This is a genomic window from Pseudomonas anatoliensis (genome assembly GCF_017976235.1).
Taxonomy (GTDB): domain Bacteria; phylum Pseudomonadota; class Gammaproteobacteria; order Pseudomonadales; family Pseudomonadaceae; genus Aquipseudomonas; species Aquipseudomonas anatoliensis.
This window is the reverse complement of record NZ_JACVHC010000005.1, coordinates 244,619-268,297: the sequence shown is the minus strand read 5'-3', so window position 1 is coordinate 268,297 and position 23,679 is coordinate 244,619. Positions and strand designations below refer to the sequence as shown.

Sequence of the window (23,679 nt, the reverse complement as noted above, 5' to 3'; positions counted from 1 at the left end):
TCGCGAGCAGGCTCGCTCCCACAGTAGATCTACAGTGTTTGTAGAATTCTCGAGGCGGGGAGGCGTAATGCCTCCCCGGTTCGTTTTTGGAAACCACATGAATATTCTGATCGTTGGGCCCAGTTGGGTCGGTGACATGGTGATGGCGCAGACACTGTTTCAGTGTCTCAAGCAGCGCCACCCGCAATGCGAAATCGACGTGCTGGCCCCCGAGTGGAGCCGGCCGATCCTTGAGCGCATGCCCGAAGTGCGCAAGGCCTTGAGCTTTCCGCTCGGCCATGGCGCGCTTGAATTGGCGACCCGTCGGCGGATCGGCAAGTCCCTGCGCGGCCAGTACGATCAGGCGATCCTGCTGCCCAACTCATTGAAGTCGGCGCTGGTGCCGTTCTTTGCCGGCATCCCGAAACGCACCGGCTGGCGCGGCGAGTTCCGCTATGGCCTGCTCAATGACGTGCGCACCCTCGATAAAGAGCGTTATCCGCTGATGATCGAGCGTTTCATGGCCTTGGCCTATGAACCGAACGCCGAACTGCCGAAACCGTATCCACGGCCAAGTCTGCAAATTGACCCGGTCACCCGCGAAGCGGCGCTGGCCAAGTTTGGCTTGAGCCTCGACCGCCCGGTGTTGGCCCTGTGTCCAGGCGCCGAGTTCGGCGAATCAAAACGTTGGCCATCCGAGCATTACGCCAAAGTCGCCGAAGCGCGAATTCGCGAAGGCTGGCAGGTGTGGCTGTTCGGCTCGAAAAACGATCACGCGGTCGGCGAAGACATCCGCGCGCGGCTGATTCCTGGCCTGCGTGAAGAGGCGGTGAATCTCAGCGGTGGCACCTCGTTGGCCGAAGCCATCGACCTGCTGTCCTGCGCCGACTCGGTAGTCTCCAACGACTCCGGCCTGATGCACGTCGCCGCCGCGCTGAACCGCCCGTTGGTGGCCGTTTATGGTTCGACCTCCCCGGGCTTTACCCCGCCGCTGGCCGAGCACGTCGAAATCGTCCGTTTGGGCCTCGATTGCAGCCCGTGCTTCGACCGAACCTGCCGTTTCGGCCATTACAACTGCCTGCGCCAGCTGATGCCGGACGCGGTCAACGATGCCTTGCAGAAGTTGCAGGGCTCAGTGGTCGAGGTTCATTAAGTTGCGGGTATTGCTGATCAAGACTTCTTCGCTGGGTGACGTGATTCACGCGTTGCCGGCGCTGACCGACGCGGCCCGGGCCATCCCCGGAATCAAGTTCGACTGGGTGGTGGAAGAAGGCTTCGCCGAGATTCCGACCTGGCACCCGGCCGTTGACAAAGTGATTCCGGTGGCGATCCGTCGCTGGCGCAAAAGTCTTTGGAAAACCATCACCAGCGGCGAGTGGAAACGCTTCAAGCAGAGCGTGCGCGCGAACAAATACGATTTGGTGATCGACGCACAGGGCTTGCTGAAAAGCGCCTGGCTGACCCGTTACGTCAAAGCTCCGGTGGCCGGTCTCGATAAAGGCTCGGCCCGGGAACCGATGGCTGCGCGATTCTATGATCGCAAACTGGCCGTGGCCCGTGGTCAACATGCCGTCGAGCGTGTGCGTCAGTTGTTCGCCATCGCCCTCGGATATGACCTGCCCAAAGGCTTGGGCGATTATGGTCTCAACGTCGAGCGTCTGGTCGAGCTGCCGCGCAAGAACGCCTTCGTGGTGTTCCTCCACGGTACGACGTGGGACACCAAACATTGGCCGGAAGCTTACTGGCGCGAGCTGACCGAGCGTGTCGGTTATCTCGGCGTCGGCGTGAAACTGCCATGGGGCAACCCACTGGAAAAGGCTCGTGCCGAACGCATCGCCGCCGGTTTCAAACACGCCGAAGTCCTGCCGAAGCTGAATCTGGCCGGTGTCGGCAAAGTCCTTGCCGGCGCACAAGCCTGTGTGGCGGTGGACACCGGTCTCGGCCACTTGGCGGCGGCGCTGGACGTGCCGACCATCTCGCTGTTCGGCCCGACCAACCCGGGCCTGACCGGCGCCTACGGCAAGTTGCAGATTCACATGGCCAGCGACTTTCCGTGCGCGCCGTGCCTGCAGAAAAAATGCACTTATCAACCGACCGAGCAGGATGCCCGTCAGTTTGACCTGAAGCGTGAACAGCCTCTGTGCTTCACGCGTCTGAACCCCGAGCGTGTCGCCAGCCGACTGAGCACGTTGTTAATGGCTGAGGAGCTGCGCTGATGCAATTGGCATTCGTCCTGTACAAATATTTCCCGTTCGGTGGCTTGCAGCGCGATTTCATGCGCATCGCCCTCGAATGCCAGAAACGCGGCCACCAGATCCGCGTCTACACGCTGATCTGGGAGGGCGACGTGCCGCCCGGTTTCGAAGTGCTGGTGGCGCCGGTCAAGGCGTTTTTCAATCACCGTCGCAACGAAAAACTCACGGCATGGATGGAAGCGGACTTGGCCAAGCGCCCGGTGGATCGCCTGATCGGCTTCAACAAAATGCCAGGCCTGGACGTGTATTACGCCGCCGACGGTTGCTTCGAAGACAAGGCGCAGAACCTGCGCAATTCGCTGTACCGTCGCTGGGGCCGCTATCGCCACTTCGCCGAGTACGAGCGCGCGGTGTTTGCCAAAGAGGCGAAAACTGAAGTGCTGATGATTTCCGAAGTGCAGCAGCCGCTGTTCATCAAACACTACGACACGCCACTCGAGCGCTTCCATTTGCTGCCGCCGGGCATTGCCCAGGATCGTCGCCGTCCCGCGGATGCCGATGCGATTCGCGCCGGTTTCCGTGCCGAATTCAAGCTCAAGGACGACGACCTGCTACTGGTGCAAATCGGCTCCGGGTTCAAGACCAAAGGCGTCGATCGCAGCCTCAAAGCCCTGGCCGCATTGCCCGCGGAACTGAAGAAACGCACCCGGCTGTTTGTAATTGGCCAGGATGACCCCAAATTGTTCCAGATGCAGAGCGCCACTTTGGGCCTGGGCGACAACGTGACGTTCCTCAAGGGCCGCAGCGATATCCCGCGGTTCCTGCTCGGCGCCGATCTGTTGATCCACCCGGCGTACAACGAAAATACCGGTACAGTGCTGCTCGAAGCGCTGGTCGCAGGTCTGCCTGTGCTGGTCAGCGCGGTGTGCGGTTATGCCCACTACATTGCCGAGGCGGATGCCGGGCGAGTGCTGGACGAACCGTTCGATCAGGCGCAACTGACGCGATACCTGACCGATATGTTGAACGACGACGCTGCACGCGCGGCCTGGAGCCGCAATGGTCTGGCGTTCGCCGAAACGGCCGACCTTTACAGCATGCCGCAACACGCGGCGGATGTGATTCTGGCGGAGCACGCTTAAATGAAGTTGATGCTGGCTGAACCGTTCAAAAGCCTCTGGGCTGGACGCGATCCGTTCGCCGAAGTCGAGGGCTTGCAGGGCGAGGTGTATCGCGAGCTCGAAGCGCGCCGGACGCTGCGTACCGAAGTCGACGGCCATGGATTTTTTGTGAAGATCCATCGCGGCATCGGCTGGGGTGAGATCTTCAAGAACCTGCTGACCGCCAAGCTGCCGGTACTCGGCGCGGGTCAGGAATGGAAAGCCATCCAGCGCTTGCAGGAAGTCGGCGTGCCGACCATGACTGCCGTGGCGTATGGCGAAAAGGGCAGCAACCCGGCCGACCAGCATTCGTTCATCGTTACCGAAGAACTGGCGCCGACCATCAGCCTCGAAGACTTCAGCATCGACTGGGTCAAGCAGCCGCCGCAGCCAAAGCTCAAACGCGCGCTGATCGCCGAAGTGGCGCGCATGACTGGCATGATGCACCGCGCGGGCGTCAATCACCGCGACTGCTACATCTGCCACTTCCTGCTGCACACCGACAAACCGGTGACGGCGGATGATTTCAAGCTGTCGGTGATCGACCTGCACCGCGCCCAGACCCGCCCGAGAATCACGCAACGCTGGCGCAACAAGGATCTGGCGGCGCTGTACTTTTCCGCGCTGGATATTGGCCTGACCCGTCGCGACAAGTTGCGATTCCTCAAGGGCTATTTCCAGCAGCCGCTGCGGCAGATTCTGGTTGAAGAAGCGCCGCTGCTGAACTGGCTGGAAGGCAAAGCCAACAAGCTCTACGCGCGTAAACAGCGTTACGGGGATGCGCTCTGATGGCGGGTTGGACTCTTGAACCGCCGTACAGCGATCTGGCCGAAGATTTCGGCAGTCTGGAAGCCGTGTTTGCCCTGCAAGGCGAGCGGCTGACGCGCGATCCGCTGTCCGAAGTGGTTCGCGTGCAGCGCAACGGCATCAACTATTACGTCAAGCGCTACGTCGGCGCGGGCAAAGGCCTGCGCCGTTACCTCGGCAAACCGCGCGTCAAGATGGAGTGGCAGAACCTCAAGCGGTTTGCCAAGTGGGGTATTCCCACCGCTGAAGTGGTGGCGTGGGGGCTGGAGCGACGCGGCGCGGCTTACGACCGTGGCGCGATGATCACCCGCGAGCTGCCCAATACCGAAGACCTCGCCGCACTCGCCGAGCGCAAGGATCCCAAGCTCAAGGATCGCGCCTGGGTCGACGCCGTCAGCCAACAGTTGGCCGGTTATACGCGCACGATGCATGATCACCGTTTTACCCATAACGATTTGAAATGGCGCAATCTGTTGATCGACGACCAGTCGCGCATATTTCTTATTGATTGCCCCAATGGCGAGTTCTGGCGCGGCTTCTGGCTCAAGTATCGGATCACCAAAGATCTGGCCTGTCTCGACAAGCTCGCCAAATATCACCTGTCCAATACCCAACGCCTGCGCTTTTATATGCAATACCGCCAGTGCGATCGGCTGAACGCTGCCGACAAGAAACGGATTCGGCACGTGGTGAGATTTTTCGAGGGACGTGAATGACTGATTTTCTCGCCGATGAAGACCGTGCTTTGCTTGAACGCCACGGCCTGGGCACATTTGACGCCCTGTGGGCCAAACAACTTGAAGCGGTGGACGAGCCCAATACCGCGCGTGGCGGCTGGAGCAGCGTGTTCCGTCTGGATCTCGAAGGTCAGGGTTTCTACCTCAAGCGCCAGAGCAACTACCTGACCCGCACCTTGCATGCGCCGTTCGGTGAGCCAAGCTTTGCTCGCGAATTTCGTAATATCAGCCGCTACCGCAAGCTCGGTATTCCGGCGCTGCAAGCGGCATTTTTCGGTGAGCGCAAGGTCGCTGGCGAAGTCCGCGCGATTCTGTTGACGCGAGCGCTGGATGGCTGGAGCGACCTGGATTCGCTGCTTGCGCGCTGGTCGCAGCTCAGCACCGCGCAACAGTCGGCCATCCTCAAGGCCTGCGGGTTGCTGGCGCGGCAGCTGCACGGGGTGCGTCAGGTGCATGGCTGTTTCTACCCCAAACATATTTTTCTTCAGGCCAGCGGCGACGGGTATCAGGCGCAATTGATCGATCTGGAGAAAACCCGGCCGCTGTTGTTCGGCATGCGTGACCGAATCAAGGATCTGGAGCCGCTGCAGCGCCGCGCACCACAGTGGAGCGAGGCGCAACTGCGCGAGTTGCTGGCGGCTTATCTCGATCAGCCGATCGACAGTTCGCTGCTCGACAGCTGGCTCGCCCGGCTGACCGCGCGCCGTAGTCACAAGGAGACTCGCTGATGCAGTTGTCTGAGCTGGCCGCTGTCGGGCGTACCCCGCAACTGCCGCTGACCGTCACACTGGCCGATGCGGCCGGTGCCGCGGATTTGCAGTTGCTGAGCCTGCTGCGCGTGTTGCCGGGGCAGCGTTACGTCGGTGCCGGCGTTTGGCGTGGTCGTCCGGTATTGGCCAAATTGCTGGTCGGCAGCAAGGCTGCTCGACATTTTCAGCGTGAGCTGGAAGGCGTGCGCTTGCTGGCTGCACAAGGCCTGACGACCCCGCTGCTGCTGGCCGACGGCCTGAAAAACGGTGAGGGTGGCTGGCTGCTGTTCGACTTCCTCGAAGGCGCGCAAAGCCTTGGCGATGCCTGGGCGCAAGTCGAGGCGCTGCCGCCGCTGGCGGAGGAACAAACCGCGGTGCTGGCCGAGGCGCTTGCCGCCATTGGCCAGTTGCACGGCAAAGGGCTGTGGCAGGAAGACCTGCACCTGGACAATCTGCTGCGTCACGGCGGTAAGTTGTACCTGATCGACGGTGCCGGCATTTGCGTGGAAACCGCGGGTCAGCCGTTGTCGCGGCAAAAAGTCCTGGAAAATCTCGGCGTGTTTTTCGCCCAGTTGCCCAAGGCGTTGGAGCCGTTCACCGAAGAGCTGCTGGTGTATTACCTGTTGAGCAACAGCGAGCACGCTTTGCCGCTGGAAGCGTTACAGAAGCAGATCGACAAGGTGCGCCGCTGGCGCCTGAAGGATTACCTGATCAAGGTCGGGCGCGAATGCACGCTGTTCAGCGTCCGCCGTGGGGCGTTTGGTCTGCAAGCGATCCGGCGCGAGGAAGAAGCGGCCATGGTTCCGGTGCTTGAGCAGGCGGATGCCCTGCTTGATCGCGGCCATCTCTACAAGACCGGCGGCGCGGCAAGCGTCGGCAAGGTCGAAGTGGGGGCGCGCCAATTGGTGATCAAGCGCTACAACATCAAGGGCTTCGCGCATTGGCTCAAGCGGTTCTGGCGTCCGAGTCGTGCCTGGCACTCGTGGCGTGAAGGCAATCGCCTGATGTTTCTCGGGATTGCCACGCCCAAGCCGCTGGCGGTGCTGGAAAAGCGCTTCCTGTGGTTGCGCAGCCGCGCCTATCTGGTGACCGAGTTCCTGCCGGGACCGGACATCATCGAGCGCTTTGCGCCATACGTTGAAAGTGGCGAAGCACCGGAGTCGGAGTTGCAGGCACTGGATCGGTTATTCGCTCGATTGATTGCCGAGCGCATCAGTCATGGCGATTTCAAGGGTCACAACCTGTTCTGGCACAACGACCGCTGGGCGCTGATCGATCTTGACTCGATGTGTCAGCACGGCTCGCCGGGAAGTTTTGCCCCGGCCTATGCGCGGGACCGGGCGCGATTCATGCGTAACTGGCCCGAGAGCAGCGCGCTGTATCAGATAATCGATCAGCGTTTGCCTAAAGATATCTCGAGTGTTGTCTGAGTCGGGCAAGAGCGACAGGGGCTTCTGAAATGTCTTACAGTTTCTTCAGAAACCATGAACTGTGCCCGCAACGGCCTCGGTGCTAATTTCAGAGGTTGCCGTCGGTAGCCCGGGACGAAAAATCGTACAACGCAGCACGACCGCGTCGGATATTTCGACGCATGGGCGGTTATTGAGTCAGCGGACAAGGAATATGCAAACCATTCACCCCGGGGCAATTCGCACAGGGTAATTCCCGTCACGTTTACGCTATAATCCCGCCCTTTAGCTGCCACTCGCCATTTGCGAGGGCGCATCAATTTTCAAGGCGCATCGCGCCTGCACGCAGACTAAAGAGGCTAGACCCCTGTGGCATTGACGATTCTTGGCCTGTCCGGCGCCCTTAGCCACGATCCTTCAGCAGCCTTGTACATCGACGGCAAGCTGGTGGCGGCGGCTGAAGAAGAGCGCTTCGTACGCGATAAGCATGCAAAGAACCGCATGCCCTACGAGTCGGCGAAGTTCTGTCTTGAACAGGCCGGCATCAAGCCGTCCGACGTCGACGTAGTCGCAATCCCTTTCGCACCGATCAGCCTGTTCGGCAAGGCCCGCTGGCACTATGCCAAGCGCTACTGGTACGCCCCGGACCGCGCGCTTGATGCGATCCTGATGGGTAACCGTCGCTACAAGCGCTATCGCAACAAGATCGTCTGGTGCCTTGAGCAGCTCGGTTTTGATCCGAAAAAGATCAAGATCGAACCGGTCGAGCACCATTTGGCCCACGCCTCCAGCGCTTACCACTGCTCCGGTTTCAAAGAGAAAACCGCGATCCTCGGTATCGACGGCAAGGGTGAATACGCGACGACCTTCTTCGGTTACGGCGAAAACGGCAAGATCCACAAGATCAAGGAATTCTTTGACCCGGACTCCCTCGGCGGCCTGTACGGCGCAATCACCGAGTTCCTCGGTTTCGAGATGCTCGACGGTGAGTTCAAGGTCATGGGGATGGCGCCCTATGGTGACGCCAGCAAATACGATTTCTCGCGTCTGGCCTCGTTCGAAAATGGCGAGTTGGTGATCAACACCGACTACGCCAACGTCATCGGCCTGCGTCGCTACAAAGAGAAGGGCAAGGGCTTCTACTTCTCGCCGAAGCTGATCGAGTGGCTGGGCCCGAAACGCGAAGGCGACATCGCTGACGAACCGTACATCCACTACGCCGCGAGCATGCAAGCGCTGTTCGAAAAACTGGCGTTGCAGATGATCGACCACTACCTGGGCGACGTGCTCAAGGAAACCGGCAAACTGGCTTTCGCCGGCGGCTGTGCGTTGAACGTCAAGCTGAACCAGAAAATCATCGCCCGCGATGACATCAAGGAACTGTTCGTGCAACCGGCGTCCGGCGATGCCGGCACCGCGGTTGGCGCAGCAGCCTATGTGTCCCACGCCCGTGGCGTACCGGTCGAGAAGATGGAGCACGTCTACCTCGGCCCGTCGTACAGCAACGAAGACGTGATCGCCGCGTGTGCCCGGCATGAGAGCAAGCCTGTCTGGCGCAAGCTCGACAACATGCCGGAGCAGATCGCCAAAATCATGGTCGAGGGCAATCCGGTGGCCTGGTTCCAGGGGCGCATGGAGTTCGGTCCGCGCGCACTGGGCGGTCGTTCGATCATTGGCTGCCCAAGCGTGGCCGGCGTGGCCGACCGGATCAACCACCAGATCAAGTTCCGCGAGCGCTGGAGGCCTTTCTGCCCGTCGATGCTCGACACCGTCGCCCCACAGATGATCAAGATCGATCACCCGGCGCCGTTCATGACGTTCACCTTCGAAGTGTCTGAAGAGTGGAAGACCCGTGTGCCGGAAGTTGTCCACGAAGATGGCACGTCTCGCGCCCAGGTGCTCAAGCGCGAATACAATCCGCGCTACTATGACATGATGAAAGCGCTGGAAAACCTGACTGGCAACGGCGTGTCGCTGAACACTTCGCTCAACCGTCGTGGCGAGCCGATGATCTGCTCGCCGACTGATGCGCTGAACATGTTTTTCGGCTCCGATCTGGAGTACCTGATCATGGAAGATATTCTGGTCGTCAAAGAGGGTGTAAAAGGATACGCAATTGACTGAAACACTGATCAGCGTCGTGATCCCCGTTTACAACTACGCGCGAACCCTGCCCCGCGCAGTGGAGTCGGTGTTGGCGCAGTTGGATGAAACGACGGTGGATTTACTGGTCATCGACGATGGGTCGACGGACGAGACGCCTGAGGTAGTGGAATCGCTATTGCTCAAGCATGGCGGGCGTTTTCGCGCGCTGCGCAAAAGCAATGGCGGGTTGTCTACGGTGCGCAATCGGGGGCTTGAAGAAACGACCGGGAAGTATCTGGTTTTTCTCGATTCCGACGACGAAATGGCACCCGGCGCACTGGCTGCGCTTGCGCAACATATTGCCAGCAACCCGCAAACCCGGATGGTCATTGGCGCGCATTGGTCGGTATTTGCCGACGGCAGGCGCAGCTTACAGACCGCCAAGCCCTTGCCGTTGACACCGCGGCAGCGTTTGCAGGGTTACCTGCTGGACAAGACCGTATCGATATCCAACGGCGCGTGCGCAATGCATCGCGATGTATTCGTTCCGGGCAATTACCCGGAACATTTGCGCAACGTTGAGGATCTGCCAGTGTTTGCCCAAGTGCTGGCGCGCTATCCTTGCACCGTCCTCGACAAACCCCTGGCACTTATCTACAAACATGCCGACAGCATGCGCCATGATTTGCGCCAAAGTCTTGCTGCCGGTACGGAGCAAGTCGTCAGCGAGGTATTTTCAAGTCGACGCATGCCAAAGGAGATGCACGACCTGCGTCAGGCCTTTCTGGCACAGCGCTGCTTGTCGCTGTTTCGCGATTGTTACTCACATGGCGAGTACAGCCTGGCCAAGGGCTTCTATTTTCAGGCGCTGCGTGCAGACTGGCGCACGTTTTCGCGCTGGTCCTACACTCGCAAGGCTTTGCGTCTGCTGTTTCGATAAATGGTCCGCCGTGACTGCGCGTACCTTGTGATGAGTGTTGGTGAGGTGGCTGGGTGAAAGGCAGGAGCGGGAAAGTGGGTACTCAGGTCGCCAGGATCATCGACGAATACCCGGTATGGCTGACATTTTTTGGCAGTTTGCTGTTGTCGCTGATAGCGGTCATGGGTACTGCGACAGTAGGGCGTGATGCCGCGCTTTACATCGATATCGCACAACAAGTCACCGAGCAGGGCCCCGATGTCGCCTGGGCCACTTTCGACTGGCCGTGGTTTTCCCTTCTGCTTGCCGCTACCCATTCCATCCTGCGGTTGCCATTGGAGCTGAGCGCCTACCTCTGGTGTGGCCTCTTCTTTGCTGGCATCAGCGCGTTGATGGTGGACTGCGTCCGTCAGCGTTCACCCGACATCACCCGGTGGGCCTGTCTTGTCATGCTGGCAATGCCTGCGGTCAATGCCTTTCGAAATGACATCATCCGTGAGTGCGGCTTCTGGTTTTTTTGCACGCTGGCGCTGTGGCTCGCGTTGCGCTGGCAGGCTCGTGGAGGCTGGTTGCGTGCGGCATTTATTCATATGGCAATTGTCGCGGCCGCCTTGTTTCGGCTGGAGGCGTTGTTGTTGATACCGGCGTTGGCGCTGTGGCAATTGCCCAACCTGTGGTCGTCGAGCCGACGCCTGTCGTTCATTCAGTTTTCATTGTTGCCGGTTATCGGGTTGCTGGTCGTCTCGGTGACAGGCGTGCTCTTGTCGGCGCGCGTGGTTCTTTATCTGGACATGATTGAGCCTCGCAGTGTGTTCGCCTCGTTCCAGATGCTCTGCGATCAGTTCGCTAATTCACTCATCACCAAGTATTCCCAGGATGAGGCGGGTCGGATCATTTTCTTCGGCATCCTTGCGACCATGACGATTACTTTCGTCAAGTTGATGGGGCCGTTCGCCGTCCCGTTCATTCTGCGGCGCAACTGGGGCGTGCTGGGTATCTACTGGCGCGACTATCGTCCCTTCGCCTGGGTAGCGATGCTCTACCTGGTGGTACTGGTACTGTTTTTTATCAAGCAACAGTTCATGAATGCGCGCTACATGAGTTTTCTGAACCTGATGTTTGTGCCTGTGCTGGCGATGGGGCTGGCAGCGTTTGTTCGCCAATTTCCGCGATTGGGCAAGGGGTTGGTGGTACTGGCGCTGCTGGTGATGCTATCGAACGTCATCTCCACCGGGGCCGGAAAAACCCACTATGTCGAGGCCGGCCGCTGGATGTCCTCCCATGTTGAATCGGACGCGCCGACTTACTTCACCGATGGGCGGATCAGCTATTACGCGGGGCGCGGCTACGTGTTGCCAGTCCTGACGCAGGAAGAGGCAATATCGCCAGCGCATGCTGGCGACTACCGTTATTTCGTGATCGAGGCGAAAGGTGACGAGCCATGGCTGAACGAGTGGCTGGCAGCACACAAGCTGCGCATCCTTGAGCATTTCGCCAATCGCAAAGGCGCGACCGTTGTGGTGATTGGTCGCTAGGGTTCAAGCAAGCAGTGGGCGCAGGCGCGAGATCAGCGGCGCTTGCCGGTTGCTCGGCAGGGCCTGTCGGTAACCTTCGATAAAGGTGTCGCCGGCGTCCTGGCCCAGCAACCATTGCCGATCTTCCTTGTAGCGCAGCAGGTGAGCGAAATTGCGCAGGCGTTTGCTGTCGCTGAGCGAGCGCTTCTGGCAGCGCAGGTCGGCGATGTCGATCAGGCCCAGATGGCCGTCCGGGGTCAGCACCACGTTGCCGAAGTGCAGCGATCGAAAGTACACGCCTTTCTCGTGCAATTGAGCAAAGTATGCGCCCAGCTGGAATCTCAGAGACTCAGTCTCTTCGCTGGTGCCTTGCAATTGGCGTACGGTATTGCCCGCCAGCGGACTGTAATACACACAGTCACGCTCGATGCTCGGGATGCGGTACACCGCGATGACTTTGGGGCAGAGGATGCCGCGTTGTTCAAGCGCCCGGGTGTTGTCGGCAAAACGTTGCGCGTAGGGGTAGAACAGCGCAGAACTGAGCAGCCGTTTGCGACGGAACAGTTTGAGCATGCGTCCATCGGCCAATCTGAGCACCTTGTCGCCGGAGCCGTCGGCTTCCAGTACGTGTGCACCTTCGCGCAGTGCCTCGTAAGTGCTGTGATCAATCGATTGCATATCTGGCTCCCATCATTAGCGGCGTATCTTAACCGACTTGCTCAAAGGCTGGCGTGAAGTCATGTTTATCGGGGGAAAAACGCGTGTGATATCATCCGCGCCTCACTGAATTGTGCGGATCACCATGAGCAGTCCTGAACCGAAAGCCCAGTCAACGCTGGCGATCTATTTCCGCCTTTTGGCTTACGTGCGGCCTTATGCCGGTCTCTTCCTTCTCAGCATCGTCGGGTTTCTGCTTTTCGCATCGACCCAGCCGATGCTCGCTTACATCCTCAAGTACTTTGTCGACGGCCTGGCCAATCCTGAAGCCAGTCTGTTTCCGGGCAATCCTTATCTGGGCAAGTTGCAGTTGCTCGAAACCGTGCCGCTGATGATTGTGTTCATCGCCGTGTTGCAGGGTGTGGGTTCGTATCTCGGCAACTTCTTTCTGGCGCGGGTTTCTCTGGGCCTGGTGCATGACTTGCGGGTCGTGCTGTTCAACAAGTTGCTGGATTTGCCCAACCGCTTCTTCGACAAGAACAACTCCGGTCATCTGATTTCCCGGATCACCTTCAACGTGACGATGGTCACGGGGGCGGCGACTGACGCGATCAAAGTGGTCATCCGTGAAGGCATGACGGTGATTTTCCTGTTCTGCACCCTGTTGTGGATGAACTGGAAACTCACCCTGGTGATGGTCGCTATCCTGCCGGTGATCGGCATTATGGTGAACAGCACCAGCAAGAAATTCCGCAAGCAAAGCAAAAAGATCCAGGTGTCCATGGGCAACGTCACGCACGTCGCCTCCGAGACCATTCATGGTTATCGCGTGGTGCGCAGTTTCGGCGGTGAAGTCTATGAAAAAGACCGCTTTCGCGACGCCAGCCAAAGCAACACCGACAAGCAGCTGACGATGACCAAGACCGGCGCGGTCTACACGCCGATGCTGCAACTGGTGACGTACAGCGCCATGGCCGTGGTCATGTTCCTCGTGCTTTATCTTCGCGGTGACGCGTCGCCGGGCGATCTGGTGGCTTACATCACCATGGCCGGTCTGTTGCCCAAGCCTATCCGTCAGCTCTCTGAAGTCAGCTCTACCATCCAGAAAGGCGTGGCCGGTGCCGAGAGTATTTTCGAGCAACTGGATGAGCCGGCGGAAGTGGATCAGGGCACGGTCGAGCGCGATCGTCTTGAAGGTCGTCTGGAAGTGCGCAATCTCAGCTTCCAGTACCCGGACACCGACAAAAAGGTGCTCAACGACATCAGCTTTGTCGTCGAGCCTGGGCAGATGGTGGCTTTGGTCGGGCGTTCGGGTAGCGGCAAGTCGACGCTGGCCGGGTTGATTCCGCGCTTCTACCAGCATGAGCAGGGTCAGATTCTGCTCGATGGCGTAGAGGTGCAGGACTTCACCTTGCGCAGCCTGCGTCGCCAGATTGCTCTGGTGACCCAGGCGGTCACGCTGTTCAACGATACGGTGACCAACAACATCGCTTATGGCGATCTGGCTGGCGCACCTTTCGAAGAGGTCAAACGCGCGGCTACCGAGGCTTATGCCGACGAGTTCATCGTCAAGATGCCGCAGGGTTACGAGACCATGGTCGGCGAAAACGGCGTATTGCTGTCCGGCGGCCAGCGCCAACGCATCGCTATCGCCCGGGCCCTGCTCAAGGATGCACCGTTGCTGATTCTCGACGAGGCCACATCGGCTCTCGATACAGAGTCGGAACGACACATTCAGGCAGCACTGGATCATGTGGTGCAGAACCGCACGACGCTGGTGATTGCTCACCGCTTGAGCACCATCGAGAAGGCCGACCTGATTCTGGTCATGGATGAAGGCCGCATCGTTGAGCGCGGCAGTCACGCGCAACTGCTGGAGCAGAACGGCTATTACTCACGTCTGCATGCCAAAGAGTTTGAAGAAGGTGACGAACCTCAGCCGGCCCACGTGACCAACGTATGCTGACAATGTTTCGCAGCTTTCGTGAACGCGGCTGGAGTGAAATCGACCGGGATGCGTACGCGGGTGCCTGGCAGCGTTTCGGTGGTAGTTTCGCGACACATCCCGAAGTGGTAGAGCGGCTGTCGACCTTCGTCGGTATCGAACTGCGTTACCTGGGCTGGATCGTTGGCGGTGAGGTGCTTGCCGCCATTCCCTGCTGGGGGCGCCACGTCGCCTTGTCCAAGGAAGTGCTCAAGCGCGAGGGCAAGCGCGGCTTGCTGGACATGGGCAATGCGGAAATCATCCTGCCGATCGCGCCCGATATCGTCGTGCCGGTCCGTCAGCGCATGGCCTATGTCTCCCAACTGAATGCCGAGCAGATCAGCACCTTGAAAGCGCAGCCGGAGGGCTTGGCCCTGGCCCGGTTGCCGGAGGAGTATTCGAAGAAATTTCGCTACAACCAGCGTCGCGAGCAGCGCTTGCTGGAAGAGGCGGGTGGCTCGCTGGTAGCGATGTCCGACTTTACCCCGCAAGAGCAGGCCGCCGCTTACGGCGATCTGTTTCAGCGTCGCTGGGGCTTTGAAGTACCGGGCAAGGCCGGGCTGGTCGAAGTCTTCACGCTGTTGCGCGAATTCATGACCGGCTCGGTGGCCATGCTCGAATCGGCGCCGGTGGCCATTCAGGTGCTGTACCGCGTCGAGGCGCCGCAATGGGTGTCGCTTGAATACGTCAATGGTGGCGTCGACCCGCAGAGCCGCGAGTTCAGCCCTGGCAGCGTCCTGAGCTTCGTCAACACCCAGCAGGCCTGGGCAGACGCGCGGGCGCTGGGCAAGCCTCTGCGTTATTCATTCGGTCGTGCCGACCGTGAGTACAAGGATCGCTGGTGCCACACGGTGCCGGTCTACAAGGTCTGAATCCATGAGCGCTCGCAAGCAACAGCTTCTCAAGGCCCATCGACGTAACAAGCGCATGTTCCTCGTGGCCTTTCTGGTCGCGCTGCTTGTGATCGGGTTACTCATCGCGTGGTGGCTGGTGCCGCTGTTGCTGGTGCTGGCCTGGATCGCCCACGAGGCGTGGTTTGCCGATCATTTGTTCTACCGGCCCTCTGACGATTATCAATACGCGTTTCCTACCGACACGGCGCGGCAGGCGGTGAGCCTGAGCGGTGGTGTTGTGCGTCTGAGCGAACCGTTGGCTGCAGGCGAAACGCTTATTCTCGAACTTGAATTGAAGGCTGGCTGGCTAGGGCGCTGGCTCGATCCTTACGTTCAGGTCGGCGATGATCGCCAGGATTTCGAGCGCGGGGTCAGCGGGCGGCGTTTTCTGAACCTGTCCGGTCAAGCCGAGGCATTACAGCAGGGCTCACTGAACCTGCGCGGCCGGTATTGCGCGGCAGGCGCCGTCGGTACTTTGTGGGTCATGGCCAGCCCTGACTACAGCCGCCAGCGCGTGATGGTCATCGCGCCCCATGCCGACGATGCCGAGTTGGCAGCGTTTGGCCTGTATAGCCGCTGCGAGGACGTCAGCATCGTCACTCTGACCCAAGGCGAGATTGAGGCTGAAGATTTCCAGCGTCTGGGTCTGGATCAAGCTGCGGCTGCCCGGTTGAAGGGGCGTTTGCGCAGTTGGGACAGTCTGGCAATTCCGCAGTGGGGCGGGGTGCCCGTCGAGCGTTGCGTGCAACTGGGTTACTACTGCCTGCAATTGCCTGCGATGGCTGCAGAACCGGGCAAAGCGTTCGGTTCCCGAGAGTCGCAGGAAAGCGACGTGCGCAGTGTGCGTCGGCACAATCCGCTGGCGTTGCCCGCCGACGTCGATGGGCAACCGACCTGGCAGAATCTGGTCGGCGATCTGGCGAAACTGCTGGAGCACTACCGTCCCGAGGTGCTGGTCACGCCGCATCCTGAACTCGATCCCCATAGCGATCACGTCGCCAGCACTCAAGCCCTGCTTGAAGCCATTGCCCTGAGCAACTGGAAGCCGACGACCTTGCTGATGTACGCCAATCACCTGCATGACAACGACCGCTGGCCGATGGGGCCTGCCGGTGCTGGTATCGCCTTGCCGCCTGCGATCGAGCCGTTGCCGGCTGACCGCTTGTGGAGTCCGCTGCTGTCGGCGGATACGCAACTGGACAAGGCCATGGCACTGGCGATGGAGCATGACCTGCAGGGCGGGCAAGCGTTCAAGCGCCAATTGCGCCGCTGGATCCAGCAGGCTCTGGCCGGGCGCCGCTGGCCTGTCACGGGCAGTAACGAATTTTTCCGCAAAGCTGTCCGGCGCCACGAATTGTTCTGGGTGCGCGACCTTTCAGATTGAGGCGGACGGCGCTTTTCCCTGTGTTAATATCGCGCCCCTGTTCATTTTGTATGTGGGTTGCTCCATGAAGTTGTCCATGCCGCGTTTCGATCAAGCCCCGGTCTTGGTAGTCGGCGATGTCATGCTCGACCGTTACTGGCATGGCGGAACCTCACGGATTTCCCCTGAGGCCCCGGTGCCGGTCGTTAAAGTCGAGCAAATCGAAGATCGTCCGGGCGGTGCCGCGAACGTTGCCTTGAACATTGCCGCGCTGGGTGCGCCGGCGTCTCTGGTCGGTGTGACCGGTGACGACGAAGCTGCCGACAGCCTGAGCAACAGTCTCAAGGGCGCGGGCGTACGTGCCTTGTTCCAGCGCATTGCGCACCAGCCAACCATCGTCAAGCTGCGGGTCATGAGCCGGCACCAGCAATTGCTGCGTATCGACTTTGAAGAACCGTTTGCCACCGATGCCCTGGCCCTGGCCTCGCAGGTCGATGATCTGCTCGAAGGCATCAAGGTGCTGGTGTTGTCCGACTACGGCAAAGGCGCACTGAAAAACCATCAGGCGCTGATTCAGGCTGCCCGGGCCAGGAATATCCCGGTGCTGGCCGACCCGAAGGGCAAGGATTTCTCGATCTACCGTGGCGCCAGCCTGATCACCCCCAACCTCAGCGAATTCGAAGCCATCGTCGGTGGTTGCGCCGATGAGCATGAGCTGGTGAGCAAGGGCGCCACGCTGATGCACGACCTCGAACTCGGTGCGCTGCTGGTGACCCGTGGCGAGCACGGCATGACCCTCCTGCGTCCTGATCATCCGGCGCTGCACCTGCCGGCCCGTGCGCGAGAAGTGTTTGACGTTACCGGTGCCGGTGACACGGTGATCTCGACGCTGGCTGCTGCCATCGCCGCCGGTGAAGAGCTGCCCCACGCCGTGGCGCTGGCCAATCTGGCCGCCGGCATTGTGGTCGGCAAACTCGGTACGGCGGCCATCAGTGCTCCGGAACTGCGTCGCGCCATTCAGCGTGAAGAAGGCTCCGAGCGCGGTGTACTGGGTCTGGAACAATTGATTCTCGCGGTGGCCGATGCTCGCGCGCATAACGAAAAGATTGTGTTCACCAATGGCTGCTTCGACATTCTGCACGCCGGCCACGTGACCTATCTGGAACAGGCGCGGGCGCAAGGCGATCGTCTGATTGTTGCGGTCAATGACGATGCTTCGGTCAGTCGCTTGAAGGGGCCGGGTCGTCCGATCAACAGTGTTGACCGGCGCATGGCGGTTCTGGCGGGGCTTGGCGCGGTGGACTGGGTCATCAGTTTCCCTGAAGGCACCCCGGAAAACCTGCTGCGTGAGGTCAAGCCGGATGTGTTGGTCAAGGGCGGCGATTACGGGATCGACCAAGTGGTTGGTGCGGACATCGTGACGTCTTATGGCGGCACCGTGAAAGTGCTGGGGCTTGTGGAAAACAGCTCGACGACCGCAATTGTCGAAAAAATCCGCAGTCGCTGATCAGATGAATTTTTACCGTTGTGTACTGCGTGTGAACGGATTTTGCCTTGGGGATCTAGCCGTTTCCGTTGATGTCGGCAGGTTTGAATCCGATGCGCTTGCCTGCCTACGTCGCGTGGTCAATTAATCTATGAAAGTCATGCTACTGGTGATGGACGAGCAGCGGGTCATTCTCGACCGGCTCTACGACATCGTGCAGCAGAACTGTGATGAATGTGTCATCTACCGTCTGAGCAAGCAGCAACAGCTAAACCTCGGACGGTTTCTGGCCTCGGTCGACTATCAGACGTTCGACCGCGTGGTGATCTTCTCCCGGGTCAAGCGCCTGGCCACGCAACTGCGGGTGCTCAAGTGCATTCCCGGGCTGGTGTTCCTCGAACACGACGCCTACCAGAACTACATGCCCGCCAGTAAATACCGTGGCGTGTATTCGCGTCTCTACAGTCGTCTGCCGAGCTGCCGCGCGCTGGTGTCTGGCGCCGTGGTTGCCCGCAAAATGCTCGCTGAAGGCATCGACACCGTCTTCGTTTCCAAGGGTTACGACGAGCAGATGCTGCGCAACACCGGCGCCGAGCGGGATATCCCCATCGGTTTTCTTGGTAGCCTGAAAAGTACCGAGTACGCCGAGCGCAAGGCAATGCTGGAGTCGCTCGCGCAACGTACCGGCATGCTGGTGACCCGCACGAAGTCGGGTTCGGAATACCTCGAAACGCTCAACCGCATCAAGATCTTCGTCAGTGCCGACATCGGCATGAACGAGTTCATGATCAAGAATTTTGAAGCCATGGCCTGTGGCTGCGTGCTGCTGGCCTGGAGCCAAGGCGAAGAAGATCAGTTGCTCGGCTTCGAAGACATGCACAACACTGTGTTTTATCGCAGCGAAGACGAGGCCGTTGCAAAGATCAAACTGCTGCAGGACGACCCGGAGCTGGCGCAACGTATCGCCATGAAGGGGCAGGAATTTGCGCAAAGTCGCTATTCCTTCGCCCGTGTTGGTCAGGCCCTGGCCACGGAAATCCAGCGCGAGATGCGCCCATGGCAGCCGCCTTCGGCGTTCACGCAGTTCTGGGTCAAGTTACGCCACGGGATGAAGGTGCCGACCTGAATGAAGGACGAACACATGGCGCTGGATGCGCTGCCTGGCGGTGACCAGTCTGTTCTGGGGGCGCTGCCCGAGCCATTGCAGGCGTGCCTGAGCCGTGCGGCTCGGGTCGTATTGATTGCCAACAATCCGGCCATTACGGCGGCGGATTTTCAGGCGTTGAACATTGGCGTCGATGACGTCGTGGTCAGCTTCAATACCTGCATCAAGGCGCCACTGCTCGACTGGCGCAGCGTGAACGTCGTCGTGCATGGCTATAACGCGCAGGACGCGTATTTTTTTGGCCTGCCCTTTGGGCCGGACGTGCAGCGGCTGTGTGATCAGGCGGGTGAGCGCTTTTTCACCATGCTGGTCGGCTGTGCCGCACCGATGTGTCCGCTGCCTCGTGTGGCCATGTACTGGGATCGCATTCCGCTGCCACCGCTCTGGAACTATCCGGTCGACCGGCCGGGTGGCAAGCGCTACGTTGGCCCCTCCACCGGTTTCAACACGCTGGTGCTGTTCGACTGGTTGCGCGGTCATGCCGGGTACACCTATCAGCTCATGACCCTGGGTTTTTCCAACGAAGCTGGAAAACTGTGGGGTGGGCATGCCTGGGATTACGAGCGCGACTGGCTGCAGAAATCGGACGTCATCGTCGTGCCGCTGCAACCCCGCCGCTGGTGGCAAAAGTTGTTTCGCCGCAAATAAGCGAGTCCGCGGTGTCGGCCGGCCCGTACAACTTTCGAAAAGGTGCTGTTGAGTGTTGAAAATTGCCGTGGCTTTTTTTGGTATCCCGAGAAACTCGCCGATTTGTTTTCCTTCCATCGAACAGAACGTACTGGCGCAGTTACCTGCGGGCAGCGACGTGAAGTGCTTTTATCACCTGTACAAAATCGATGAAGTGCAGAACGCGCGCTCAGGCGAGAAAGGCGAGCTGGCGGCGGACAACTACCAGCCATTCGAGTCGATGACCGGGACGCTGACCTCAACCGAAGGCGTGCTGGAGCGTTGGGATTTCGAGCAGGTCAAGACACAGGGCGATACCTGGGCGGATGATTTTGCATCGTTGCGCAACCTGATCTATCAGCTCAACTCGCTGCACACCGTCACCAGCATGATTGAATCCTTCAATCCCGATTTCGTGGTGTTCGTGCGTCCGGACAATTTCTTCCACAACCCGCTACCGGCCTATGTGTTCAATCATCCAGAGGCGCGGCAGCACAATGCCTACATTCCCGATTGGCAGTGGTGGGGAGGGTTGAACGACCGCTTTGCCATTTGCGGTCGCGATACTTACGTCGCGTATGGCAAACGAGTCGAGCGCATCTTCGAGTTCTGCAAGGCGACGGGGAGGAAGCTGCATTCCGAACGCTTGCTCAAATACGTATTGCAGCAGGCCGACGCCAAGGTTTGCACGCTGAAGACCCAGGCTTCGCGGGTGCGTATTACCGGCGCGTTTGCTGAGGAGTCGTTCTCGCCCAAGCGCGGCATGGGCAAACGCGAGAATCGTTACTTCCACTTCTTTGCCACGTTGCGTACGTGGCTGGATCGTCGGCGCTAACCGGCAGTCAGTTCGCGCGCTTCTTGCCCAGGCCAACGAGGCGCAACGCCTTGAGACTTAGCTGCTTGAGGCCCGCACGAGGGGGCTTTGCCGGTTGCAGGCCCTGTTGCACGAGCCAGTCTTTCCAGCGAATCCGCTCTTCGCGCACCACCCAGCCTTCTTGATTCGCAAAGCTCTCGGCCAGATAAAGTCCGCGCGTGCTGGCCGGTAGCAGTTTGTCGCGCTTGAGGGTGTACAGCTCGGCCACTGGCGCGCCGTCCTTGAGTGGCATCAAGTACAGATCGGGTCGCTTGCGGTCGAGCCGCGCCACCAGTTGATCGCCTTCCAGACGCTCATCGACGTGGAACAGGCTCAGGGATTTGGCTTCCTTGGGCACGTCCAGGCGCAAGTCGTAGATCAATTGCAGCGACGCTGTCGGCAAATGCACATAAGCGCGCGGCCGCTCCAGCAATTGCAGATTGGCGCTACGAATGGGCCGCGCTGAACCGGACAGTGGCGTCAACCGAAACGGCAAAGCCTCGCGATAATGCAGGGCGGAGGAGTAGGGCGCCGGCAGCCAAGTGTCGTTGAAACGCCCGCCGAGCCAGCCTTCGGGGGTTTCAAGCAAACACTCTTCGGCGATCTCTTGAATGGCTGTGTGCAGCGGAATATTCAGTTCGTGAGCCGGTACGTAACCGGAAATCAACTTCAGCACCACATCGCCGCGATCCTGCCGACGCTGGCGCACCAGCACCCAGTAGTCGCGATTCTGCCAATGCAGGGTCAGGCGTACCGAGACGCCCAGATTCGCCAGTTCCAGCGAGAAGCGTTCGGTGTCCGTCACACTGACCGGTTTGCGTCGCTGCAAGGTCTGCGTGAAATTCAGCGGCATGCCGACGCTCTGATACGTCAGGCCTTCGGGCGTTGCTTCGACGAACAGCGGCAGAGTCTTGAAGTTGCTCGGGTTCTTTCTGATGAGCGTGCGCGGCATATCGGCTCCTGCTTAAGGCCGCGGGGCGGCGTCAGTGACCACGAAGGACTTGGGCAACGGTCGCAACGTTGTGGGCGAGGTGCAGCGGATTGATCGTCCCGACGATAGCACTGGCCACGCCAGGTTGCGCGAAAAGCAACTCGAAGCTGGCGCGTACCGGATCCACGCCCGGGCTCAGGCAAACGTGACCGCTGGCCAGGGCCTTCTTCACCAGAATGGCTTTGCCGTGCGCAGCAGCATAGTCAATGACAGCCTTCTCGTTTTGTTCGTTCAGATTGTAGGTGACCATCGCGCAGTCGCCTTGCTCCAATGCTTTGAGGCCACCTTCGACGGTCTTGCCGGAAAAGCCGAAGCCGCGAATCTTGCCCTCGGCCTTGAGCGCGGCGAGTGTGGCATAAACGTCTTCGTGCTCAAGAATGGCCAGGTCGTTGCCATCGGAGTGCACCAGCACCAGATCGATAAAGTCCGTTTCCAGACGTTGCAGGCTGCGTTCGACCGACAAGCGCGTGTGCGCCGCGCTGAAATCGTGTCGCGAGAGGCCGTCGGTAAACTCTTCGCCGACTTTGCTGACGATCACCCAGTCCTGACGCTGGCCGCGCAACAGTGGGCCGAGGCGCTCTTCGCTGCGACCGTAGGCCGGGGCCGTGTCGATCAGGTTGATACCTAGCTCGCGTGCTTGCCTGAGTAACATCCGTGCTTCGTCGTCATCGGGAATCTGAAAGCCGTTGGGGTATTTCACCCCTTGATCGCGGCCAAGTTTGACCGTGCCCAGGCCCAGCGGCGAGACCATCAGGCCGGTACTGCCCAGCGGGCGGTGAAAGTCATGCAGGGTGGCAATGCTCATGGCAACAGTTGCTCCCAGGCCGGAACGCCCATCGGTGGTTTTGGCAGCGACGGCAACGGTTCGCCGGCTTGCGGCTGGATACCGTCGCGCTGCAAGGAGGTAATCACTCGGTCAGCAAAGTCCGGCGCCAGCGCCAGTTTGGTCGGCCAGCCGACCAGCAAACGACCCTCTTCGGCGAGGAACGCGTTGTCCGGGCGCGTCAGGCCGGTTTGCAGCGGCTCGGCACGGTCGACGCGCAACGTCGCCCATTGCGCCGTGCTGAGATCGATCCACGGCAACAACTGGGCGATTTCTTTTTGCGCGGTAGCGATCTGTTCGGCGGGTTCGCGGTTCACGCCTTCGCTTTCGGCAATGTCGCCACCCATGTACCAGACCCACTGACCATCAGCCGCCGGATGCGTGGTGACGGTAATGCGCGGTTTGGTGCCGCCGCCCAGGCAGTGGGCGTACAGCGGTTTCAGGCCGGGGCCTTTGGCGAGGATCATGTGCAATGGCCGGCGCTGCATGGCCGGATGAGTCAGGCCCAGATTCTCGAGCAGTTGGGCGGTACCGGCGCCGGCACTGAGGACGATGCGCTGGGCGCGGATCTCGCGATCGTCGACCTTGAGCCCCACCAGCACGCCTGCTTCCAGCATGGGCTCGATGGTCTGCCCGGCGAGCAGACCGTCACCGGCCAGATCGGCCAGACGCTGGATCAGGCTCGGCACATCGACCACCAGTTCGGCGAGGCGATAGACCTTGCCCTTGAAGCGCTTGTCTTGCAGGGCTGGCGGCAGTTGCTCGCCCTTGACCTGATCGACGCGGCCGCGCACGGCTTTACTGGCGAAGAAACTGGTGAGGTTGCCGGCGAGGGTGCCCGGCGACCACAGGTAATGGGCTTCGGAGAGCAGGCGCACGCCGCTCAGATCCAGCTCGCCGTTGCCGGCCAGCGCTTCACGCCAGCGTCGCGGCATGTCGGCGATGGCTTCCGACGCGCCGGTCAACGCGCCGTGCAGCGCATACTTGGCGCCGCCGTGAATGATGCCTTGGGATTTCACACTTTGCCCGCCGCCGAGGCTGGCACTTTCCACCAGCACGGTCGAAAAACCCTGACGACGCAGGCGCGCATTCAGCCAGAGGCCGGCGACACCAGCGCCGACAATCAGAACGTCGGTGGAAATAACGGATGGCATGCAGCGACCTCAGTGTTCAAGACGAGGGCGCAGTATACAGGCGAAAAAAGATCGCAGCCTTCGGCAGCTCCTACAGGGTCATGCGTACAC

General features: G+C 60.1%; 21 protein-coding genes. 17 read left to right on the top strand and 4 right to left on the bottom strand.

Annotated features, from left to right (window positions below; genetic code table 11):
• The first annotated feature begins 97 nt into the window (after positions 1-97).
• The 10 genes from waaF to ICA16_RS18045 all read left to right on the top strand — a co-directional run bounded on the left by waaF (position 98) and on the right by ICA16_RS18045 (position 11,575).
• Positions 98-1,132 carry a lipopolysaccharide heptosyltransferase II gene (waaF, locus tag ICA16_RS18090; protein ID WP_150602686.1) on the top strand — a complete coding sequence of 345 codons (1,035 nt, stop codon included), beginning with the start codon at positions 98-100 and terminating at the stop codon, positions 1,130-1,132.
• Position 1,133: 1 nt separating this feature from the next.
• On the top strand, positions 1,134-2,195 hold the full coding sequence (waaC, locus tag ICA16_RS18085; RefSeq protein ID WP_047299457.1) for a lipopolysaccharide heptosyltransferase I: 1,062 nt from the start codon (positions 1,134-1,136) through the stop codon (positions 2,193-2,195).
• Positions 2,195-3,316 carry a glycosyltransferase family 4 protein gene (locus ICA16_RS18080; protein ID WP_210554288.1) on the top strand — a complete coding sequence of 374 codons (1,122 nt, stop codon included), beginning with the start codon at positions 2,195-2,197 and terminating at the stop codon, positions 3,314-3,316. The genes waaC and ICA16_RS18080 overlap by 1 nt, the downstream gene beginning before the upstream one ends.
• Positions 3,317-4,123, top strand: coding sequence for a lipopolysaccharide core heptose(I) kinase RfaP (gene rfaP, locus ICA16_RS18075; protein WP_210701183.1), 807 nt, complete (start codon positions 3,317-3,319; stop codon positions 4,121-4,123). It abuts the gene before it with no gap.
• Positions 4,123-4,857 (top strand): lipopolysaccharide kinase InaA family protein, encoded by a 735-nt coding sequence (locus ICA16_RS18070; RefSeq protein WP_150617536.1) that lies wholly within the window; start codon positions 4,123-4,125, stop codon positions 4,855-4,857. The genes rfaP and ICA16_RS18070 overlap by 1 nt, the downstream gene beginning before the upstream one ends.
• On the top strand, positions 4,854-5,606 hold the full coding sequence (locus tag ICA16_RS18065; protein WP_210701182.1) for a lipopolysaccharide kinase InaA family protein: 753 nt from the start codon (positions 4,854-4,856) through the stop codon (positions 5,604-5,606). The genes ICA16_RS18070 and ICA16_RS18065 overlap by 4 nt, the downstream gene beginning before the upstream one ends.
• Positions 5,606-7,057 (top strand): lipopolysaccharide kinase InaA family protein, encoded by a 1,452-nt coding sequence (locus tag ICA16_RS18060; protein ID WP_210701181.1) that lies wholly within the window; start codon positions 5,606-5,608, stop codon positions 7,055-7,057. The genes ICA16_RS18065 and ICA16_RS18060 overlap by 1 nt, the downstream gene beginning before the upstream one ends.
• Positions 7,058-7,405: 348 nt before the next feature.
• Positions 7,406-9,160 (top strand): carbamoyltransferase family protein, encoded by a 1,755-nt coding sequence (locus ICA16_RS18055; RefSeq protein WP_047299460.1) that lies wholly within the window; start codon positions 7,406-7,408, stop codon positions 9,158-9,160.
• Positions 9,153-10,061 (top strand): glycosyltransferase family 2 protein, encoded by a 909-nt coding sequence (locus ICA16_RS18050; RefSeq protein ID WP_210701180.1) that lies wholly within the window; start codon positions 9,153-9,155, stop codon positions 10,059-10,061. The genes ICA16_RS18055 and ICA16_RS18050 overlap by 8 nt, the downstream gene beginning before the upstream one ends.
• A gap of 143 nt (positions 10,062-10,204) precedes the next feature.
• Complete coding sequence (locus tag ICA16_RS18045) at positions 10,205-11,575, top strand: hypothetical protein (protein WP_228734198.1); 1,371 nt, start codon at positions 10,205-10,207, stop codon at positions 11,573-11,575.
• A gap of 3 nt (positions 11,576-11,578) precedes the next feature.
• Here ICA16_RS18045 and ICA16_RS18040 read toward each other — a convergent pair whose 3' ends face one another.
• Positions 11,579-12,232, bottom strand: a complete 654-nt coding sequence (locus ICA16_RS18040; RefSeq protein ID WP_150617541.1) for a lipopolysaccharide kinase InaA family protein — start codon at positions 12,230-12,232, stop codon at positions 11,579-11,581.
• Between the two features lie 124 nt (positions 12,233-12,356).
• Between ICA16_RS18040 and msbA the strand changes: the two genes are divergently transcribed.
• The 7 genes from msbA to ICA16_RS18005 all read left to right on the top strand — a co-directional run bounded on the left by msbA (position 12,357) and on the right by ICA16_RS18005 (position 20,603).
• Complete coding sequence (msbA, locus tag ICA16_RS18035) at positions 12,357-14,177, top strand: lipid A export permease/ATP-binding protein MsbA (protein WP_150602677.1); 1,821 nt, start codon at positions 12,357-12,359, stop codon at positions 14,175-14,177.
• Positions 14,171-15,067: a GNAT family N-acetyltransferase gene (locus tag ICA16_RS18030; RefSeq protein ID WP_210701178.1), complete on the top strand. Its 897-nt coding sequence runs from the start codon at positions 14,171-14,173 to the stop codon at positions 15,065-15,067. The genes msbA and ICA16_RS18030 overlap by 7 nt, the downstream gene beginning before the upstream one ends.
• 4 nt (positions 15,068-15,071) lie before the next feature.
• Positions 15,072-16,472, top strand: coding sequence for a PIG-L deacetylase family protein (locus tag ICA16_RS18025; protein WP_210701177.1), 1,401 nt, complete (start codon positions 15,072-15,074; stop codon positions 16,470-16,472).
• A gap of 64 nt (positions 16,473-16,536) precedes the next feature.
• Positions 16,537-17,958, top strand: a complete 1,422-nt coding sequence (gene hldE / locus ICA16_RS18020) for a bifunctional D-glycero-beta-D-manno-heptose-7-phosphate kinase/D-glycero-beta-D-manno-heptose 1-phosphate adenylyltransferase HldE (protein WP_210701176.1) — start codon at positions 16,537-16,539, stop codon at positions 17,956-17,958.
• Positions 17,959-18,088: 130 nt separating this feature from the next.
• The gene (locus ICA16_RS18015; RefSeq protein ID WP_150617545.1) at positions 18,089-19,063 is read left to right on the top strand and encodes a glycosyltransferase family protein; all 975 of its coding nucleotides are present in this window, start codon (positions 18,089-18,091) and stop codon (positions 19,061-19,063) included.
• Positions 19,064-19,750 carry a hypothetical protein gene (locus ICA16_RS18010; protein ID WP_210701175.1) on the top strand — a complete coding sequence of 229 codons (687 nt, stop codon included), beginning with the start codon at positions 19,064-19,066 and terminating at the stop codon, positions 19,748-19,750.
• 52 nt (positions 19,751-19,802) lie between these two features.
• On the top strand, positions 19,803-20,603 hold the full coding sequence (locus ICA16_RS18005) for a hypothetical protein (protein WP_210701174.1): 801 nt from the start codon (positions 19,803-19,805) through the stop codon (positions 20,601-20,603).
• A gap of 7 nt (positions 20,604-20,610) precedes the next feature.
• Here the strand turns inward: ICA16_RS18005 and ICA16_RS18000 are convergent, their stop codons facing one another.
• From ICA16_RS18000 to ICA16_RS17990, 3 genes are read right to left on the bottom strand one after another with little or no spacing between them, the layout of a single operon-like run.
• Positions 20,611-21,573, bottom strand: a complete 963-nt coding sequence (locus ICA16_RS18000; protein ID WP_150602671.1) for a metal ABC transporter ATPase — start codon at positions 21,571-21,573, stop codon at positions 20,611-20,613.
• 31 nt (positions 21,574-21,604) lie between these two features.
• The gene (locus ICA16_RS17995; protein ID WP_210701173.1) at positions 21,605-22,417 is read right to left on the bottom strand and encodes an aldo/keto reductase; all 813 of its coding nucleotides are present in this window, start codon (positions 22,415-22,417) and stop codon (positions 21,605-21,607) included.
• Positions 22,414-23,589, bottom strand: coding sequence for an NAD(P)/FAD-dependent oxidoreductase (locus tag ICA16_RS17990; RefSeq protein ID WP_210554277.1), 1,176 nt, complete (start codon positions 23,587-23,589; stop codon positions 22,414-22,416). Before ICA16_RS17990 ends, ICA16_RS17995 begins: the two co-directional genes overlap by 4 nt.
• Between the last annotated feature and the right edge of the window lie 90 nt (positions 23,590-23,679).

Bases quoted from the DNA above. Each gene is read 5' to 3' on its own strand.
- rfaP (WP_210701183.1), top strand. From the start codon at position 3,317: ATGAAGTTGATGCTGGCTGAACCGTTCAAAAGCCTCTGGGCTGGACGC.
- ICA16_RS17995 (WP_210701173.1), bottom strand. From the start codon at position 22,417: ATGAGCATTGCCACCCTGCATGACTTTCACCGCCCGCTGGGCAGTACC.
- ICA16_RS18060 (WP_210701181.1), top strand. From the start codon at position 5,606: ATGCAGTTGTCTGAGCTGGCCGCTGTCGGGCGTACCCCGCAACTGCCG.
- ICA16_RS18010 (WP_210701175.1), top strand. From the start codon at position 19,064: ATGAAGGACGAACACATGGCGCTGGATGCGCTGCCTGGCGGTGACCAG.
- ICA16_RS18000 (WP_150602671.1), bottom strand. From the start codon at position 21,573: ATGCCGCGCACGCTCATCAGAAAGAACCCGAGCAACTTCAAGACTCTG.
- ICA16_RS18070 (WP_150617536.1), top strand. From the start codon at position 4,123: ATGGCGGGTTGGACTCTTGAACCGCCGTACAGCGATCTGGCCGAAGAT.
- ICA16_RS17990 (WP_210554277.1), bottom strand. From the start codon at position 23,589: ATGCCATCCGTTATTTCCACCGACGTTCTGATTGTCGGCGCTGGTGTC.
- waaF (WP_150602686.1), top strand. From the start codon at position 98: ATGAATATTCTGATCGTTGGGCCCAGTTGGGTCGGTGACATGGTGATG.
- msbA (WP_150602677.1), top strand. From the start codon at position 12,357: ATGAGCAGTCCTGAACCGAAAGCCCAGTCAACGCTGGCGATCTATTTC.
- ICA16_RS18080 (WP_210554288.1), top strand. From the start codon at position 2,195: ATGCAATTGGCATTCGTCCTGTACAAATATTTCCCGTTCGGTGGCTTG.
- hldE (WP_210701176.1), top strand. From the start codon at position 16,537: ATGAAGTTGTCCATGCCGCGTTTCGATCAAGCCCCGGTCTTGGTAGTC.
- ICA16_RS18030 (WP_210701178.1), top strand. From the start codon at position 14,171: ATGCTGACAATGTTTCGCAGCTTTCGTGAACGCGGCTGGAGTGAAATC.
- ICA16_RS18065 (WP_210701182.1), top strand. From the start codon at position 4,854: ATGACTGATTTTCTCGCCGATGAAGACCGTGCTTTGCTTGAACGCCAC.
- ICA16_RS18015 (WP_150617545.1), top strand. From the start codon at position 18,089: ATGAAAGTCATGCTACTGGTGATGGACGAGCAGCGGGTCATTCTCGAC.
- ICA16_RS18025 (WP_210701177.1), top strand. From the start codon at position 15,072: ATGAGCGCTCGCAAGCAACAGCTTCTCAAGGCCCATCGACGTAACAAG.
- ICA16_RS18040 (WP_150617541.1), bottom strand. From the start codon at position 12,232: ATGCAATCGATTGATCACAGCACTTACGAGGCACTGCGCGAAGGTGCA.